General features: G+C 60.7%; 11 protein-coding genes. 2 read left to right on the top strand and 9 right to left on the bottom strand.

Features of this window, described 5'->3' with window-relative positions:
* Window positions 1-6: 6 nt before the first annotated feature.
* The 7 genes from algG to yaaA all read right to left on the bottom strand — a co-directional run bounded on the left by algG (window position 7) and on the right by yaaA (window position 10,499).
* Window positions 7-1,623 carry a mannuronan 5-epimerase AlgG gene (algG, locus tag PFEN_RS03265; RefSeq protein ID WP_224770877.1) on the bottom strand — a complete coding sequence of 539 codons (1,617 nt, stop codon included), beginning with the start codon at window positions 1,621-1,623 and terminating at the stop codon, window positions 7-9.
* The gene (locus tag PFEN_RS03260) at window positions 1,623-3,107 is read right to left on the bottom strand and encodes an alginate export family protein (RefSeq protein ID WP_191485593.1); all 1,485 of its coding nucleotides are present in this window, start codon (window positions 3,105-3,107) and stop codon (window positions 1,623-1,625) included. Before PFEN_RS03260 ends, algG begins: the two co-directional genes overlap by 1 nt.
* Window positions 3,104-4,570: an alginate biosynthesis TPR repeat lipoprotein AlgK gene (gene algK / locus PFEN_RS03255; RefSeq protein WP_191485592.1), complete on the bottom strand. Its 1,467-nt coding sequence runs from the start codon at window positions 4,568-4,570 to the stop codon at window positions 3,104-3,106. Before algK ends, PFEN_RS03260 begins: the two co-directional genes overlap by 4 nt.
* 9 nt (window positions 4,571-4,579) lie before the next feature.
* Window positions 4,580-5,752 carry an alginate biosynthesis protein Alg44 gene (locus PFEN_RS03250; RefSeq protein ID WP_191485591.1) on the bottom strand — a complete coding sequence of 391 codons (1,173 nt, stop codon included), beginning with the start codon at window positions 5,750-5,752 and terminating at the stop codon, window positions 4,580-4,582.
* A 36-nt stretch (window positions 5,753-5,788) separates the two neighbouring features.
* Window positions 5,789-7,270, bottom strand: a complete 1,482-nt coding sequence (alg8, locus tag PFEN_RS03245) for a mannuronan synthase (RefSeq protein ID WP_412071375.1) — start codon at window positions 7,268-7,270, stop codon at window positions 5,789-5,791.
* Window positions 7,271-7,469: 199 nt separating this feature from the next.
* Window positions 7,470-8,786, bottom strand: coding sequence for a nucleotide sugar dehydrogenase (locus PFEN_RS03240; RefSeq protein WP_191485590.1), 1,317 nt, complete (start codon window positions 8,784-8,786; stop codon window positions 7,470-7,472).
* Window positions 8,787-9,719: 933 nt separating this feature from the next.
* Window positions 9,720-10,499 carry a peroxide stress protein YaaA gene (yaaA, locus tag PFEN_RS03235; protein WP_191485589.1) on the bottom strand — a complete coding sequence of 260 codons (780 nt, stop codon included), beginning with the start codon at window positions 10,497-10,499 and terminating at the stop codon, window positions 9,720-9,722.
* A gap of 308 nt (window positions 10,500-10,807) precedes the next feature.
* Between yaaA and PFEN_RS03230 the strand changes: the two genes are divergently transcribed.
* A complete protein-coding gene (locus tag PFEN_RS03230) occupies window positions 10,808-11,932 on the top strand; it encodes a polysaccharide deacetylase family protein (RefSeq protein WP_191485588.1) in 1,125 nt (374 codons plus the stop codon).
* A 342-nt stretch (window positions 11,933-12,274) separates the two neighbouring features.
* The gene (locus PFEN_RS03225) at window positions 12,275-13,669 is read left to right on the top strand and encodes a PhoH family protein (protein WP_191485587.1); all 1,395 of its coding nucleotides are present in this window, start codon (window positions 12,275-12,277) and stop codon (window positions 13,667-13,669) included.
* 57 nt (window positions 13,670-13,726) lie between these two features.
* Here the strand turns inward: PFEN_RS03225 and PFEN_RS03220 are convergent, their stop codons facing one another.
* Together PFEN_RS03220 and PFEN_RS03215 are read right to left on the bottom strand one after the other, a co-directional pair.
* Window positions 13,727-16,789: a MexW/MexI family multidrug efflux RND transporter permease subunit gene (locus PFEN_RS03220; RefSeq protein ID WP_191485586.1), complete on the bottom strand. Its 3,063-nt coding sequence runs from the start codon at window positions 16,787-16,789 to the stop codon at window positions 13,727-13,729.
* The gene (locus PFEN_RS03215; protein ID WP_191485585.1) at window positions 16,786-17,937 is read right to left on the bottom strand and encodes an efflux RND transporter periplasmic adaptor subunit; all 1,152 of its coding nucleotides are present in this window, start codon (window positions 17,935-17,937) and stop codon (window positions 16,786-16,788) included. The genes PFEN_RS03220 and PFEN_RS03215 overlap by 4 nt, the downstream gene beginning before the upstream one ends.
* Between the last annotated feature and the right edge of the window lie 2 nt (window positions 17,938-17,939).

Genomic DNA, 17,939 nt, shown 5'->3' with positions numbered 1-17,939 from the left:
TCATCCTCAATCCCGCAGTTGGGTCTGGCTTTCGACGGGGTCAATCAGCACGGCTTTGCGCTGGCGCACCAGCAGGTCGAGAATTTCATCCTGGCGATCGCCGAGTACCCCGGCGAAGCTGATGCCGCTGTTCTTCGTCGGGGCGAGCATGGATACGTTGTACAGTTCGACACTCAACGGCGAATCGATGAACAACGGGCCGCTGCCGTTGCCGGCCAACTCGCCGCCGACCACGATCAGCGAAACTTTGGCGTCGAACGGATCGAGCTCGATGTCGCGGTCGGTGTCGCTCAGGTCCTTGATGTGACCGTAGACCCCGGTCAGTCCGTTGGACATGGAGAGGTTCTCGTACAGGCGGATGTTCACGCTGTTGCGGATCCGGATGCCGTGGCGTTTGTTGCTGATCACCTTGTTGGCGTAGATCAGGTTGTCGGCACTTTCATAGAGGGTGATGCCGTCGGTATGGTTCCGGTAGATCTCGTTGTAGGCGATCAGGTTGTTGACGCTGTTACGGTCGATCACCAAGCCTGAAAGGTGGTTGTCATAGCTGCGGTTGTTGAAGATGAAGCTGTCGTTCACTTCCCGGGAAATGATGATGCCGTGCTTCTTCTTGGTCCCGTACACGCTGTTGTCGGTGATGATCAGCCGATGCGAACGGTCGTGGGGGTCGATGCCGTAGACGATGTTGTCGCGGTAGGTGTTGCTCTTGACCACGAAGTCGCGGGTCTCGTAGCAGTAGAAGCCGTACCACATGTCCGAGAAATCGGAACCGATGATCCAACCGGTCGGCTCCGAACGCTTGAGCACCTTGGCCATGTTTGGCGTGTACTGGGAAATACTCACGCCATAGGATTTGCTGTTGGCATAGCCCAAGCTGGCCATCCGGCTGTTGGCGATATAGGTCTCGGTGCCGCCCCAGGCCAGCAGGAACGGACGAAATTCGTTGGGTGAGCGGAACGTCGCCGGGCCGTTGTCTGCTTCGCGCCAGCCGGTCACTTTGGTGTCGCGAATGAACAGTTGCCCGTCGTTGATCAGGAACGCGCCGCCTTCCTGGGACAGTCGCAGTTCCTGGGTCTGTCTGTCGATCTCGAGGATACCCTGGCGCCCGACCACGATCGGTATCCTGGCCAGGAACACGCCTGGCGAGGTTTCGCGGATGTACTGCTTGGGCAGTTTCTTGCTCAGGTCCTTGAGGTTGATGTAACCGTCGTCGATGAAGATCGCCTGGGGAATACCGTGCTGGCGGACCACCCACTCGGCCATTTTGTTGTCGCCGCCGATAAAGTCTTTCAGGGCGTCTTCCTGCATCATCCGCCGCACACTGATCTTGCCCGGTTTGCCGCGCACGACCTTCGCCGCGACCGCGGCGGCGGTGTAGCCGCGCAGATCCGGCAGTTTCGGTTTTTCCAGGTGCAGCGGTGCGGTCGGCGGGCTGCTGATGGTATAGGTCTTGGCCTGTTGCAGCTCCTTGACCAGGGTCGGAGCGTGCTCGGTTTTGGCGGGCACCGCTTCGACGCCGGCAAAGGCCGCGCTGCTGGCCAGCAGCAGGGCTCCGGCCAATACGCTGAGCGAGCCCTGCGTGGCGCTATGGTTCATCTCGGTCACTCCCTTCGCGGTCTGCATCAGAAGCGCCAGATCACGTCGACAAACGCGCGGTGCATATAGGCATCGACGTTCTTGCCGTAGGCATCGCCGGGCTTGAACACGCCGCCGCGAAAGCGCACCAGCGCCGAGGGTTCGTCGATGGACTGGCTCAGGGCCGCTGGCAGCAGGCCTTGCTTGAAGTACTTGGTCACGACCAGGTCGACTTCCTGGCCCAGGTCCGTCTTGCCGTCCTGCAAGGGCAGCGAGGCGCTGGAGAGCAGGGCGCCGGTGGCATCGTCGTAGTTGTTCTGCACGGCGTTGATGCCGTTGCTGCCGACGGTTTTTTGCCCGTCGACGCGCCAGAACTTGTGGTAGATCAGGCTGGCGTCGTAGTCCTCGCGCAACTGCCAGGAGCCGAACAGGGTGGCGGTCTGCAGGTTGTTCATTTCGCCCCGGAAGGCTTCGCCGAAGCGGTGGGTCCGCGAGCGGGTACCGGTGAAATTCGAGCGGTTGCTTTCCAGGCCGTTCTGTTCGTAGTCGCCGCTGGCACGGGCGTAGGCGGCGCCGACCTGCCAATTCGGGTCGAGGCGCAGGCGCACACCGAGGTCACTGGCCCAGCCGTTGATGTGGCTGCCGCGCGTGGCGTCCGCTGGCTGGCTGCCGTCAGCCTTGAGCGGGTTGACGCTGTCACGGTTGCCGCTCATGCCGGTCAGGCTGGCCCAGTAGTTGACGGTATTGGTGTTGCGCCAGTTATAGGCGTCGCTGTTGGCTTCCAGGCCGAGCCAGGTCAGGTCGCCGTTGCTCTTCTTGTCGAGCGGGTCGGAGGCGACGCCGGGGGTCGGATAGTCGAGCTTGCCGTCGTCATGGGTGTGGTGGGCGCGCACGCCGAGCCATTGTCCGGGTGTCCACTGGTAGGCGACGTCGCCATAGACATGCAGGCGGTCCTTGTCCTTGGGCGACAGTTCGGTGAGGTCGGTGCGGTACTCGCTGAAGCGCTCGGCGGCGCCCAGGTTGGCGCGCAGCAAGGTGGTGTCGAAGCTCCAGTTCAGGGCTTCGATATTGGTGTCGCGCCATTGCCCGTCGTCATTGCGCAGGCGCTGGCGACCGAGTTTGAGCATTTCGCCCGGATAGGGGGTCAGGCCCTTGTAGCCGATCCAGAACTCGCGCAGCGCCAGATAGTTCTTGTCCGTTTTACGCGCGTCGTTGCTCGACGTACTTTGGCTGGCATCGGCCTTCTGCAGGGAGTCGGTTTCAATGACGTCGGTGGCGGTCACGGCCTGGCCCATGGCGTAGGCGCTCCAGTTGCCGCGTTCGCCGTAGGCCCAGGGCCGCAGGTCCAGGCCGATGCCGCTGACATCGCCGCCCTTGGCGGTGCCGAGGTCGCGGTCGTCTTCCGATTGCCCGGTGATCTTCATTTCCAGGCCGAAGTTCTGGGTCTCGGTGATTGCCGCCAGGGTCGGACAGGACCAGATCAGGGCGAAGCTCAGGCCGAGACCGGCCTTTACGAACGGATTGAGAGTCATAAGGTTTTTTCCTCGCGATCGCCTTCTTGCAGGACTTGTTGCAGGTCCAGCGGGTTGCGGCTCAGGGTGCCGCGCAGGCGCTGCTCCTGTTGCAGCAGGCGCTGGGCATCGGCACGTCGGGCAGGCGGCAGTTGGGTGTCGAGTAGTTGGGCCAGGTCATTGGTCAATGGGGTGTTCTGGACCTTGGCCAACTGGCTGAAGACGTAGGCGTTGAGCGGGTCGGGTTTGGTCCCTTTGCCCTGGGAAAACAGTTGGGCGATGGCGAAGTCGGCGCTGTTCTGGCCGTTGCGGGCAGCCTTGAGCAGGTGGTCGAGGGCTTTTTGCGAGTCGACCCGGCCGAGGTAGCCACGACGGTAGATCTGCCCCAGGTAGTAATCGGCGGCGACTTCCTTGCCGAGGGCTTTCTGGAAATGCGCTTCGGCCTGCTTGGCGTCCACCGTCACCCACTTGCCTTCGTAGTAGAGCTTGCCCAGCAGCAGTTCGGCGCGGGGTTGGTCGGCGGCGCGGCCATTGTCCAGGTATTCCATCATCTGCTTGACGTCGCCCAGGTCGGGGAAGTCGTAGAGCAGTTGTGCCAGGCTGACCCAGGATGCCGGGTAACCGGGGGCGATCTGTTCCAGCATCGATTGCGCGGTCTTGGCGTCCGCTTGGCCGAGGCTCGCATCGCTGAGCACGCGGGCCACGCTGTCGAGCCGTTGGGCGCCGACGGTGCCGTGGCTATAGGCCGTTTGCAGTTGCTTGAGCAGGGCGGCCTGTTGTTCCGGCTGGGCGCGTTTCTGGTACACGGTCGCCAGTTCGACGTAGCAGATGTCGAAGCTGTGGAGCGCGCTCTTGCAGATTTTCTCCACATCGTCCAGGTGCTGGTCATAGGTGTCCTGGGTGCGGTAGAGCAGCACCTGGGCCACGCCCGCTTCCGGGTAGCCGGCGCTGTGCCATTGGTTGATCTGTTGCTGGGCATTGACGTTGGGAAACGTTTGTGGGAATTGCAGGTAGAGCATGGCCAGGGCAATCAGGGTATTGCCTTCGCCGTTGGCGAAGGCTTTTTTCAGCAGGCCTTCGGCTTCGCGGTGTTCGGCTTCGCTGGCACCAGGCTTGGCCACCAGCAAGCGACCCAGGCGTGCCTGGGCCCGGGGCGAAGTGTCGGCGGCGGCGCGATAGGTCGCCTCCGCCTGTTTGAGCTGGGCCGGGTCGCGGCTTTCCACCTGGATATCGGCCAGACCGACCTGGGCTTCGGTGTAGCCCAGGTCCGCCAACTGGCGGTAGTTCTGTTCGGCGACGGCGGTATCGCCGCGCTTGAGTGCTTCATTGGCCAGGCGCTGGTCGGGCAGTCCGGCACAACCGGCCAGGGCGATGGCCAGGCTCAGGGTGCCGAGCGCGAGACGGCGGTGGCCTTGGGATCGATCGCGAGCTTGCTCGCGATCGAGTGCAGGGCACTCGTAAGGGGGACGATTGTTCACTGGCATGTCCTCCGCTTACAGACCAGCGGCCATGGCTTTGTCGATCAGCCAGTTCATGCTCGGCCCACGGTCGCTGTTGACCTCCACCGGACGCCCGGCGAGGGTGCTGTCGAGGTTTTCGTCAGGCTTGATCAGGACGCGGATATCGGAGGACAGGTCGACGCTTTTCAGGCTGGTGCTACTGATGATCTTGCCCTGGCGGACCTGCTCTTCGCCGGCGATCTGGAAGTTCACCCGGGTCCCTGGGCGCACGTCGCCGAACTGGCGATAGGAGAAGCGTGCCTCGACATTCGCCAGGCTTCCTTTCGGCACCAGTTGGAAGATCACATCGCCCTTGCTGGCATATTGGCCGTTGGCGACCAGTTGCTGTGCCACCGTGCAATCGCAGGGCGAGGTCAGGGTGCCGATCATCTGCTTGCCGAACAGTTCCTCGACCTTGGCCGGAGCCAGTTGCTCTTCGTCCAGATGGCCCTTGAGCACATCGAGCATGCTGGTGCTGAAGGTCGCCAGGGGGGCGCCCTTGGTAGCGACACCGTCCTCTTTGATCAGGCTTTGCACAGTGCCGTCGCGGGGCATGGTAATGCTTATGCCCGCTACACTGACCAGGCCGGCCTGGGCATGACTGACGAAGTACAGGCCGTACACCGATTTGAGGACAAAGCCGAAGGCCGCCAGGCCGACCACGAAAATCCCGAGGCTGAAGGTCACGGCGCGCAGGCGACCGAACACGCCCATGCCGCTGCCGTCTGCCTTCTTTTTGCGCGCCTTGGTGAAGTTGTCGCGCTGCAGGGTCGCGAGCACGTCACCCATGTTGATGATGTCGCCCGCCAGGTGCGAGGTGATCAGATGACGCAGGGTGGCGATATCCTGCTGCTCCAGGTTCTGGAACTGGCAACCGACACGGCCGCTCTCGCGGTCGTAAGAGCGGACCTGCAAATCAACGTCCATGGCCAGGCCGAGGTTGTCGATCACGAACTGCAGGCGCCCTTTGTGCACCTTGCCGATGGTCAGTGCCTGTTGTGGCGGGATGTTGAAGCTCAGGCCACCGGCGGACAGGTCGTGGACCTGCACTTCCACGGGGTTGTTCTGGCTACCGAGCAGACGCAGCCTGGCCGGGATTTTGACCCGGGCATGCTGGCGCTGGGCTTCGGATTCGTGGACGACGTTGGCATTGACTTGAGAGTTCATGGGTAAAGCTCCATTAGCTAATTCAGGCGAGTCGGGTCAGACCATCGTCATCAGCACGGCGACGAAGATGCTGCCAGCGGAGAAGGTCATGGTCCGAGACGACCAGGTGTTGAACCAACCTTGAAAGCTGGCGAGGTCGCGGCTCAATTTGGTGTCCTGGCGGGTCCAGGATTGACGGTCGAGGCGGAAGAACACGTAGATCTTCATCAGCGCGCCGACGATCTGGTTGTAATAGAGGATCACCGGGTACGCCGGGCCAATGCTGTGTCCGGAACAGGCCAGCAGCAGCGTCAGGATCAGTCGGGTCATGCCGATCCATAGCAGGTAGGCAAGGATGAAGGTGATGCCGTACTTGACGCTGGCGATCAGCGCCACGGTCAGCCCCAGCAGCGAGGTCCACATCGACACGCGCTGGTCGAACAGGACGACGCTGGTGAACAGGCCGAGGCGGCGTAGACCCAAGCCCAGGGCCCGGGAGTTCTGCCGCAGGTTGTTGCCGTACCAGCGGTACATCAGCTTGCGACTGGATTTGATAAAGCTTTTTTCCGGCGGGTGCTCCACGGTGTGGATCGCCGCGTCGGGCACGTAGAAGGTGTCGTAACCCAGGCGCATCAGGCTGAACCAGCTGGATTTGTCGTCGCCGGTCAGGAACTTGAAGCGGCCCAGGCGCCAGTGTTGCAGCGAGTCGCTTTCGACGTCGGCAATAAAGCCCTGGTCGGTGACCACGCTGGCCCGGAAGACCGACATGCGTCCGGTCATGGTCAGCACGCGCTTGGACAGGGCCATGGAGCACATGTTGATGTGGCGCTGGGCGAAGCGCAGTTTGTGCCATTCGCTCATGACGTAGCCGCCGCGCACTTCGCAGAACTCGTTGGTGGTCAGGCCGCCGACATTGCCGAACAGCTGGAACCAGGGCACGGTCTTGCGCACCACGCCTTCGCTGAGCACGGTGTCGCCGTCGATCACCGCCACCACCGCGCGGTCATCCGGCAGGTGCCGGGAGATGGCGCGAAAGCCATAGGCCAGGCCGTCACGCTTGCCGGTACCGGCGATGCGCACGAAGTCGAGCTTGACCCGTTCGGGCGGATTCATTTTTGCCCAGAGACTCTTGACCAGCAGTTCATCGGACATTTCCACCAGGGAGCAGACTACGGTGGTCGGGAAGCCGCAGTCGATGGCTTCGCGGATCACCGAGCGGTAGACCTGGGCGGTGGTCAGGGCATCGATGCGGAAGCTGGTGACCATCAGGAACACCTGCGACGGGTCCGCGGCCTTACCCAACTTGCGTACTTTGCGGCGCAGGTGCGGGTAGACGATGTAGAGGAAAATCATCCCGCGCACAAAATGGGTGGCGCCCATGGAGTAGCGCCAGATGCCCACGGCACCGATCAGGAAGATGAAGTCCTTGGAATCGGCATCGAAGGTCGTGGTGGGCAGCAACAAGGCCAGGCCCATCAGCAAACTCAAGTAAAACAGCCAACCGGCGGCCTGAAGGAGGCCATGTTTTAGCCTGTGCATAATCTGCGTCCGTCTCTGTCTCGGGCGAGCCTGTCGGCTGGCTCGATGGTGTTAAGGCAGGCGTTATCCCTATTGGGACCAAGGCGTCCTTTCGGACGCCATCGCCAGCAAGCCGGCTCCTACAGTGCCGGGTCGTACGTAATCGCTGTCCAGTAGGAGCCAGCTTGCGGGCGATCAACCGCGCAGCGGTTAGGTTGGTTTACCAACAAATACCTTCGGTCCGGCTACTCGCACTGGTGGCCTTGGACATGAAGCCCACCAGGTCGATGACCTGTTTGCCGTGCGGAGCGTTCTCGGCCAGGGCGCGGAACTTCTCGTCACGGTTGCCGAGGATGATCACGTCGCTGTTGTCGATGACCTCGTCGAAGTCGGCGTTGAGCAGGGACGACACATGGGGAATCTTCGATTCGATGTAGTCCCTGTTCGCCCCGTGGACACGGGCGTACTCGACGTTCTTGTCGTAGATGCTCAGGTCGAAACCCTTGCCGATGAGCATTTCCGCCAGTTGCACCAGCGGGCTTTCGCGCAGGTCGTCGGTACCGGCCTTGAAGCTCAGGCCGAGCAGGGCGATTTTGCGTTTGTCATGGCTGGCGACGAGGTCGAAGGCGTTCTGCACCTGGCTTTCGTTGCTGCGCATCAGCGAGTTGAGCAGCGGCGATTCGACATCCAGGGAGCCGGCGCGGTAGGTCAGGGCGCGCACGTCCTTGGGCAGGCAGGAGCCGCCGAAGGCGAAGCCCGGGCGCATGTAGTACTGGGACAGGTTGAGGGTTTTATCCTGGCAGACCACGTCCATCACTACACGTCCGTCGACGCCAACGGCCTTGGCGATGTTGCCGATTTCGTTGGCGAAGGTCACTTTGGTGGCGTGCCAGACGTTGCAGCTGTACTTGATCATCTCGGCCACTTCGATGTCCTTGCGGATGATCGGTGCGTCGAGTTCTTCGTAGAGCGTTTGCAGGATGTCGCCGGAGGCGCTGTCGAATTCGCCGATTACGGTCATCGGGGGGAAGTCGTAGTCCTTGATCGCGGTGCTTTCGCGCAGGAACTCGGGGTTGACCGCGACACCGAAGTCGATGCCGGCTTTTTTCCCCGAGCAGTCTTCGAGAATCGGGATCACCACGTTTTTCACGGTGCCCGGCAGGACGGTACTGCGTACCACGACGGTATGGCGGGTGGTCTTGTCACGCAGGACAAAACCGATTTCGCGACACACCGATTCGATGTAGTTCAGTTCCAGGTCGCCGTTCTTCTTGCTCGGCGTACCGACGCAAAGCATCGACAGGTCGGTGGCGCGAATCGCTTCGGCAAAGTCGGTGGTGCCGCGCAGTCGGCCGGTGGCGATACCCTGGGCCAGCAGGGCCTCCAGGCCCGGTTCGACAATCGGCGATTTGCCGTTGTTGATCAGGTCGATCTTGTCTTGGGAAATATCGACGCCAACGACATCATGGCCCCGTGCAGACAGGCAACCGGCGCAGACCGCACCGACGTAACCCAAACCGAATATGCTAATGCGCATTGCATTTACCTCTATCTTAATCACGCCATTAAATGGCCGGAGTTAATGGAGCCAGTAATCATGGTGCGCTCGAAAGTGCAGCCTCAAGAGGCTGCGCCTCGAAGCTAGGCATATAAATGTCGAGTGGCTAAATAACTGCACTCAAGTTGTGCGTAACGTGGCCTTGTTATAAGGGTATGCCCTTTAATATGGCCGGCCCACACCGGAAAGACTTTTGTCGGTGTGCCAGTTACTTTCTTATTTTCAAGAAAATGACTTTCAAATCAGTAGGTTGAAAGTCACTCGTGAATGCTGTGTCTGACGGCCTGCCTTGGCCTCATAGGGGATATCAACGATCTGCATCTCCTGTCCTCTACTGTTGCTTCCGTTCTTGAGTCGCGGTTGTAAGTCGCCGTTGGTAACTTAAACAGTTTGTCCCGCTTCTATGTAAGTCATCTCTTACAGATCCTCTGAGAATCGTTACGGATGGTATGAGCAATGCTTCGAAGCATTAGTTCCAGTCCGCTCATCCTGTTTTCGGAAAATCGTTGAAAGATTATGAAAGATGGCACTGCTTTCATATTGATAGCACTTTCCGTTTCGCCCTTTAGTTATAGGGGTGAAAAATGCCGAGATGGTGGTGTGCCACTATGGGAAAAAAATTCAGGTGCCACTACTCAAAAAAATCATGAATGTCGAGTGAAATAAATTTCATGGTTGTTACAGCCAATTTAATGGCGTCAATCAATTGGTTTTTTGGGTGCTGAAGGGAGGAGGAAGGAGGTGAATCGTCGGGGCTGAACACTGTGTGTAATGCACCGAGTGGGGGCAGGGTAATGGAGGTGTTGGCCTGGGGGGATTGTGCTGTTTGTACCGGCCTCTTCGCGGCGGTGCGGCGTCCCGACAAGCCGCACCGCCGCGAAGAACGATAACGCGGTACCACGACGAACTGCGTTACTCCGGTGGCTGATCACGCAAAAACACCAGGTTGTCCATCTTGGACAGTTCCGCGCTGAATCGGTAGCCTTTTTCGTCGAACGTCTTCAATTGCTCGGGGTTCTGGATACGCTCGCGGATCACGAAGCGGGCCATCATCCCTCGGGCTTTTTTCGCATAGAAGCTGATGATCTTGTACTGGCCGTTTTTCTGGTCACGAAATTCGGTATTGATGATGCGCGCATTCAATGCCGGGCGTTTGACCGCCGAGAAATACTCGTTCGAGGCCAGGTTCAGCAATACATCGTCACCTTGCGCGGCCAGGGCTTCATTCAGCCATTCGCTGATGCGCGTGCCCCAGAAGGCGTACAGGTCCTTGCCCCGGGCGTTGGCGAACCTGGTGCCCATTTCCAGGCGATAGGGCTGCATCAAGTCCAGCGGGCGCAACAGGCCATAAAGGCCGGAGAGCATGCGCAGGTGAGTCTGGGCGAAGTCGAAGTCGGCGTCGTTGAAGTCTTCGGCGTTGAGGCCGGTGTAGACGTCACCCTTGAACGCCAGCAGCGCCGGTTTGGCATTGTCCGGGGTAAAGGCTGGGTTCCAACTGCCGAAACGCGCGGCATTGAGGCCGCCGATCTTGTCGGAGACGTGCATCAGCTCGCTGATCTGCGCCGGGCTCAGGGTGCGCAGTTGCTCGATCAGTTCCTGGGAGTGGTCCAGGTATTGTGGTTGGGTGAAGCGCCGGGTCACCGCGGGTGTTTCGAAATCGAGGGTCTTGGCGGGGGAAATCACCATCAGCATGAAGTCGTCTCCTTTGAACGTCGGGGGATTCTAGGGGCTTGGGCGGTTTGACTCCACCTATGATGGCGATAGCTGCTGTGTGCTTGGTCTGGGGGATATTGGTTGAGCTTTAAGGCCTATTCGCGGGCAAGCTCCGCTCCCACAATGGGTATTGAGTCGTACCGATATCTTGCGAACGACTGAAAACCTGTGGGAGCGCAGCTTGTCGGGCCGCCGCACTGCCGCGAAGAGGCCGGAACAGCCACCACAAGGGTCCGGGCCCTCAGATCGGCTATAGTGCGCGGCGGGTTCTGAAATGGAGGCACCCCTTGCGTATCGTTCTTTTCTTCTCGGCCCTGCTGGCCTGTCTGGTGGCCGTCGCCGCGCCGAACGACCCCGCGACCCTGGATCGCGGCACCTGGCCCGAACAACTGAGCAGTCCGGCGCTGTTCGATGTCGCCTCGCGTGCGCAGATCCTGATGTTCGCCCATGTCCTGCTGGTCAGCGAACTGCTCGACGAGCCGGCCCTCAAGAAGCGCCTGGGGCTCAAGCAGATCAACATGACTGCGATCGACGCGGTGCGCCAGCGCATGTGGCGGCGCCTGCTGATCAGTTACAACGCCGCCCAGCAAAGTTGTGAACAGGATGCGTCCTTCTGTTATTACGTTGAGGACATGGAGAGCCTGCGGACCAGCTCCGGCAAGTTCCGGGTCGCCGAGGACTCCTTCTATGCGCGTTGGGCGGAACCGGCCCGGGCGTTCAATGAGCGTTACCTGGACGAGCAACTGCGCCTGGCCGCGCTGCTGCCGCAAACCAGCAGTGAAATCCAGCTGATGGGCGACCACGAGCGTAATGGCGAAAATTTCAACGACCGGCTGTTCCTGCTGACCTTCGACGGCGGACCAACCCTGGCCCAGGGCAATACCGATGAGTTGGCCGAGTACCTGCGTAAACAGAAGATGAACGGGCTGTTCTTTGTCCTCGGCAATGCCTTGCAGTCCCGTCTGGACAGAACCTCGATGTCGGCGGTGCGCGAGCTGTACCGCCAGCAATGCGTGGGCGTGGAAGGCTGGCAGTATCGCTCCCACAGCCAGTGGCAGGATTGGGAAGACTCGATCTTGCGCAGTGTCGCGCTGGTGCAGAATGCCCTGCCGGACAACTACGCCGCCTTTTTCCGCCCCCCATACGGACAGCGGCGGGCCGACGCCGCGGCATTTTTCAAGGCCCAGCGCTTGCAGGTCGCCCTGTGGGACATCGATTCGGCGGATGCCTCCGGCAAGCTCAGCGCCGAGCAATCCGCCCAGCGGGTACTGACCTTGATGCTGCTCTGGCGGCGTGGGGTCATCGTGTTCCATGACACCCAGGACAAGGCGCGCATGGCGTTGCCCTGGCTGCTCCGGCAGACCGCTGAAAGCGGGCTCGGCTGGCAGGAGTGCAAGGACGCGTTTCGTTAGGCGGGAAAAGCGCAAGTGCCCGCATTTGCTGGGCCGGGGAAAAATCAGCTGATGATTTCGATGCAGGCAGACTTCCGACTGTAACGGTGTGTGGGCTGCTAGCCAAGGGCTATTCGTCAGCTTGAAAAATAAACTTCAAAAAAACGTCAAAGTGCTTTTTCCTGTCATGTCTTTTGCGGTATTACGGAGTCAGACCGCCGAAACCTGCGACACAGGTGGCGTCTTACAAGACCCAACTTGTGCACAGAACGCCTGCCCCTTCACAGGCGAATTCGGCGGTCACTTCGAGGCGCAGCACCGTCAAGGTATTGCGTCGACTGGCTCCCACAAAGGTGACCGAGTATGGATGATCATGGACGCACGCCTTCTTCCAACCTGCCTATCCTTTACGTGCTCGATACCAACGTACTGATCCACGACCCAAACGCGTTACTCAACTTCGAAGAACACCATGTCGCCATCCCGATGACCGTGCTCGAGGAACTCGACAAGCTCAAGGGTGGCCATCACAGCGTCGCCGCCGAATGCCGGCAGGCGATCCGTCTGATCGACAAGACCCTGGGCGACGCCAGCCCCGAGGACGTCGAGTTGGGCGTGCCGATCCAGCGTGGCAAGAGTGGGCCCAAGGGCCTGCTGTCGATCCTGATGAGCAAGCGCAGTGAACCGAACCTGGTACTGCCCGAACATCTGAACGACAACATCATCATCAACCAGTTGATCGATCTGCATGCGCGGGACAAGGACCTGCGCGTGGTCCTGGTGACCAAGGACATCAACATGCGCCTCAAGGCGCGCGCCTGCGGGATTGCGGCCGAGGACTACAGCACCGACCAGTTGGTCGACGACGTGTCCCTGCTGCCCAACGGCTATCACGACGTCAAAGGTTCGTTCTGGGACCGTGTCAGCAAGGTCGAGACCCGCCAGGACCGTGGTCGCACCTGGCATCAGGTGCAGTTGACCGACAATCTGCCAGCGGTGCACGTCAACGAATTCATCATCGACGAACAGGGCTTCGTCGGCTGGGTCAAGGAGATCCGCGCCGATGTGCTGCTGATTCTCGATCTGCATCAGGAACCCCTGTTGCACCAGGAAGCCTGGGGCCTGAAACCGCGTGACATCTATCAGAGCCTGGCGCTGTTCGCCTTGCTCGATCCGGACATCCACCTGGTCAATCTGACCGGTGCCGCCGGTTCCGGGAAAACCATCCTGGCCCTGGCCGCCGCCATCGAGCAGACCATGGTCAGCAAACGCTATCGGCGGATCATCGCCACCCGTAGCGTGCAGGGCCTGGACCAGGAAATCGGCTTTCTGCCCGGCACCGAGGCGGAGAAAATGGAACCCTGGCTGGGGGCAATCACCGACAACCTCGAAGCCTTGCACATGGATGACGAAAGCACCCATGGCAGCGTCGACTACATCCTCAGCAAGGTGCCGTTGCAGTTCAAGTCCCTGAACTACATCCGTGGTCGCAGCTTCCAGCAGAGCCTGATCCTGATCGATGAATGCCAGAACCTGACGCCGCACCAGATGAAAACCATCATCACCCGTGCCGGTGCCGGTTCCAAAGTGGTGTGCCTGGGCAACCTGGCACAGATCGACACCCCTTACCTGTCCGCGACCAGCTCCGGGCTGACCTACCTGACTGAACGCTTCAAGGACTTCCCGAACGGCGTGCACATTACCCTGCAGGGCGTGCCGCGTTCGATCCTCGCCGAATACGCCGAATCGCACTTGTAACGGCGTTTCACTGTCTGGTACGGGCGTCCTTCGGGGCGCCCGTTTTGCTTCAGCCGTTCAGGCGTGTCCTTCCAGGGCCTGCCAGTCGACGGATGTTCCGTGTCCCCGCGACAGCAGAGTGTAGATCGACGGCAATACGAATAGAGTGAACAGGGTGCCCACCAACATGCCAACGATGATTACCAGGCCCAGTCCAAAACGGCTGCTGGCGCCGGCGCCGGAGGCGAACAGCAATGGCACCAGTCCAACCACCATCGCCGCAGTGGTCATCAGGATCGGCCGCAGGCGAATACGTGCCGCGCGGGCGATCGCCTGTGCCGGCGAACAACCGCCCTGAATCTGCAGCTCGTTGGCGAACTCGACCATCAGAATGCCGTGCTTGCTGATGAGGCCGATCAATGTCACCAGGCCGATTTGCGTGTAGATGTTGACGGTCGCCATCCCCAGCGCTAGAGGAATCAATGCACCACAGATCGACAACGGTACAGTGATCAGGATAATCAGTGGGTCGGTTAGGCTCTCGTACTGGGCGGCAAGAACCATGTAGATGACAATCAGGGCGAAGAGGAAGGTCAGCAGCAGCGCATTGCCCTCGTGAATGAACTGGCGGGCATCGGCTTGCCAGTCATGGCTGAAGCTGGCTGGCAGTCCGAGGCTTTGCTGTCGCAGGAAGTCCACAGCCTCGCCCAGGCTGACACCGGAGGCGGGTATGCCCTGGAAGGTGGCGCTGTTCTGCTGGTTGAATTGCTTGAGCCGATTCGGTTCGATGGTGCTATGCAAGCTGACCACCGTGGATAAGGGCACCTGGGTGCCGCCGTCGGTATCGACATAGAAGCCGTTCAGGTCCTCGGGCGTCAGTCGGCGTGAGGCCTGGCTCTGGGGGATGACATCATAGGAGCGTCCTTGCAGGGCGAAGCGGTTGGTATAGTTTTCGCCGATCAGCACGGCCAGGGTGCTGCCTATATCTTGCATGCGTATGCCAAGGGTGTTGGCCTTGCTGCGATCGATGCGTACTTCGGTCAGCGGGTTGTTGAAATCCAGGTCGCTGTCGACTACTGAGAACAGACCGCTGGCACGAGCCTTGGCTTTGATGTCTTCCATGGCCTGGTATAACGAACGATAGTTCTCGGTGCTGCGTAGTACCAGTTGCACCGGGAGCCCACCAGTGGAGGCCGGCAGCGGTGGGAGTTGAAAGACAAAGATCGAATTGCCTTCCACCGCGTCCACGCTTTGCTGCAACTCGCTCTGGATGGTGGCGGCACTGCGCTGGCGCTGCGACCAGTCACTGAAGTTGACTCCGGCAAAACTGGCGGCAACACCGTCCGTGCCATTGATGATCCAAGTGCTGGTGGCTTCCGGCAGGAGCCCGAGAATTTTGCTCAATTGGTAGGCATAGCGCTCGACGTAATCGAGGTTGACATGTTGGGGGGACTTGATCGCCAGCAGCAGGTTGCCCTGATCTTCGTTGGGTGCCAGTTCTTTGTGGGCCTGACCGTAGAGCCACGGCAGACTGAGCAGTACCACGGCACCAAATATCAGCACGACGCCGCGCCAGCGCAGCGATGTCAGCAGGCCACGCTGATAGTGGCGGGCGAGCTGGTGGAAGAAGCGTTCGGCCAACCGGCTCATGGCGCCTTCACTGTGCCGGGCTGGCAATAGCCTGGCGCACATGACGGGGGTCAGGGTCAGGGCGACGACTCCAGAGACCAGTACGGAACCGGCCAGGGTCAGGGCAAACTCCTTGAACAACGCGCCGGTCAGACCACTCATCAAGCCGATGGGCATGTACACCGCCGCCAGCGTAATGGTCATGACGATTACCGGCGACGCGATCTCCCGTGCACCGAAAATCGAAGCCTGCAGCGGTGTGCGGCCCTCCTTGACATGGCGATGGATGTTTTCCATGACTACGATGGCGTCATCCACCACCAGTCCGATGGATAGGACCATGGCCAGCAGCGTGAGCAGGTTGATGCTGAACCCGAACAGTTGCATCAGTGCCAGGGCGCCGAGTATCGACAGGGGGATGCTGAGGATGGGAATCAGGACGCTGCGTACCGAACCCAGGCATAGGTAGATGATGATCACGACGATCAGGATGGCTTCGGCCAGGGTGTCGATGACTTCGCTGATCGACGCCTCGATGAAGCGAGCGGTTTCAAAGGCCAGGGCCACTTCGACACCCGGCGGCAGGGTTTTCTGGATCTCCGGCAACAGGCGCTTTATGTCCGCGACGATCAGCAGCGGGTTGCCCTTGGGTGTCGCGTAGAGACCCAAGTGCACGGCGGGCTTGGCGTCCATCAAGGCGCTGGTTTCATAGGCGGCCGAGCCCAGTTCGATGGTGGCGATGTCCCGCAGGCGCAGCAGATGGTCGCCGCGGTTGCTGACGACCATGTTGCGGAATTCATCAAGGCTGCTCAGGTCGGTGTTGACCTGGATCGAGGAGATCACGTACTGCCCCTTGATCTGGCCCGGGGCTGCCTGGAAGTTGTTGCTGCGGATCGCTTGTTCGACCTGCGTGGCGCTGATGCCATGACCGGCCATGCGCTGTGGGTCGAGCCACAGGCGCATGGCCAGGCGTTGGCCGCCGAACGTCTCGACCTTGGATACACCGTCGATGGTCGAGAACAACGGCTGCACTACGCGGCTCAGGTAGTCGCTCAAGGCCGATGCGGAGAGCGAGTCGCTGGAAAAACCGACATAGGCGACTGCCGTGGCATCGCCGGCGGAACGCTCGATCACCGGGTCGTAGGCCTTTTCCGGTAGACGGTATTTGACCTGGTTGACCTTGGCGATGACATCGCTCAGGGCCTTGCTTGAGTCTTGGTTGAGGGCCATGCGCAGGGTGATCTGGCTACGTCCCTGGACCGAGGAAGAACTGACGTAGTCGACGCCTTCCACCGAGGCCAGGGATTGGTTGATCGGTTGGGTGATGAAACCCTGCATCAGTTCGGCGGGGGCGCCGGGAAAGTCGGTAGTCACCGTGATCACCGAGCTTTCGAGCAGCGGATACTGACGAATGGGCAAGTCCAGGTAGGCTTTGAGCCCCACCAGCAGGATCAGCAGACTGACCACCAGCGCCAGCACCGGGCGGCGGACGAATAAGTCGGTGAATTTCACAGGTGTCCTCCGGCAGTCATAACCTGGGAAGACGGCATCGAATCGTTCAGCACGCTGTGTTCGAGGGGGTCGATGGCTGCGCCGTCGCTGAGCTTGATCTGTCCCGATATCACCACCTGTTCGCCGAGCGACAGTCCCTCGTTAATCACCACACGACCGTCACGACGCTCGCCGGTCTTTACCGAAACCCGGCGCACGGTTGGTGGGCTCCGGTCGTCTGCGGGCGGTTGGACCACAAACAGATCTTCGCCATAGGCGTTATAGGTCACGGCGGTTTCCGGCACGCTGAGGGTGCTGGCAGGCAGGGGCTGGGCCAGCCGCACCCGGGCGAACATCCGCGGCAGTGCGCCGGGGGTTGGCGCTTGCAGCCGTGCCTGGACGCTCAGAGTGCGCGAGCTATCAAGGACCGGGTCGATAGAGCTGACCCGTGCTTCGAAGGGGCGGTCGGGCAGCGCATCGAGTTGCACTTGCAACGGACTGCCGGGTTTGAGTTGCGAGTGGGCCTGTTCGGGGACGCTGAAGTTGACGTAAAGGCCTTGATCGCCGACCAGGTTGATCAGAATGTCACCAGGGTTCACATACTGTCCCAGGTGCACCTTGCGGATACCGAGGACACCGGAAAAGGGCGCACGAATGGTGCGTTGGTCAATCTGCGCCTTGATCGTCTGCAAGGCGCCCTGGGCGGTGATGTACTCGGTTCGGGCATTGTCGTAAGCCTCCCTGGAGGTGGCATTGACGCTGACCAGGCGCTGCGAGCGCTCGAGTTTCACCCGGGTGTTTTCCAGCTCGCCTTGCAAGCGGACCAGATCGCCGCGCTGCGGTGCATCATTGAGCTGGACCAGCACCTGGTCGCGCTCGACCCGTTGGCCCGACTCGACGGGCAAACGGACAATACGCCCGCCGACCTCGGCGGGTACGCTGACCTGTTGTACGGCCTCTAACTCGCCGACGGCTTCCAGATATCGGATAAAGGGCTGCTTGCTGACCGTTGCCACGGCGACTTTTATCGGTATGACCGGGTAATGTGGGACATTGGGGCGGGTCCAGCGCCAACCCCCCCAGGCCAGGCTCGCCAGCAATAACAGGACGAGCAATACTATACTGAGAGACCGGGCGGCGGTGCGTCTGACTGCACTGACGTGGGACATGA

Source organism: Pseudomonas sp. FEN, assembly GCF_904067045.1.
In the GTDB taxonomy this organism is placed as follows: Bacteria; Pseudomonadota; Gammaproteobacteria; order Pseudomonadales; family Pseudomonadaceae; genus Aquipseudomonas.
Note: the sequence above shows the minus strand (reverse complement) of the source record. Positions and strands in the feature narration are given on the sequence as shown.

Coding starts and splice junctions, on each gene's coding strand:
- algG (WP_224770877.1), bottom strand. CDS start 1,623: ATGCAGACCGCGAAGGGAGTGACCGAGATGAACCATAGCGCCACGCAG.
- PFEN_RS03260 (WP_191485593.1), bottom strand. CDS start 3,107: ATGACTCTCAATCCGTTCGTAAAGGCCGGTCTCGGCCTGAGCTTCGCC.
- algK (WP_191485592.1), bottom strand. CDS start 4,570: ATGCCAGTGAACAATCGTCCCCCTTACGAGTGCCCTGCACTCGATCGC.
- PFEN_RS03250 (WP_191485591.1), bottom strand. CDS start 5,752: ATGAACTCTCAAGTCAATGCCAACGTCGTCCACGAATCCGAAGCCCAG.
- alg8 (WP_412071375.1), bottom strand. CDS start 7,270: ATGCACAGGCTAAAACATGGCCTCCTTCAGGCCGCCGGTTGGCTGTTT.
- PFEN_RS03240 (WP_191485590.1), bottom strand. CDS start 8,786: ATGCGCATTAGCATATTCGGTTTGGGTTACGTCGGTGCGGTCTGCGCC.
- yaaA (WP_191485589.1), bottom strand. CDS start 10,499: ATGCTGATGGTGATTTCCCCCGCCAAGACCCTCGATTTCGAAACACCC.
- PFEN_RS03225 (WP_191485587.1), top strand. CDS start 12,275: ATGGATGATCATGGACGCACGCCTTCTTCCAACCTGCCTATCCTTTAC.
- PFEN_RS03215 (WP_191485585.1), bottom strand. CDS start 17,937: ATGTCCCACGTCAGTGCAGTCAGACGCACCGCCGCCCGGTCTCTCAGT.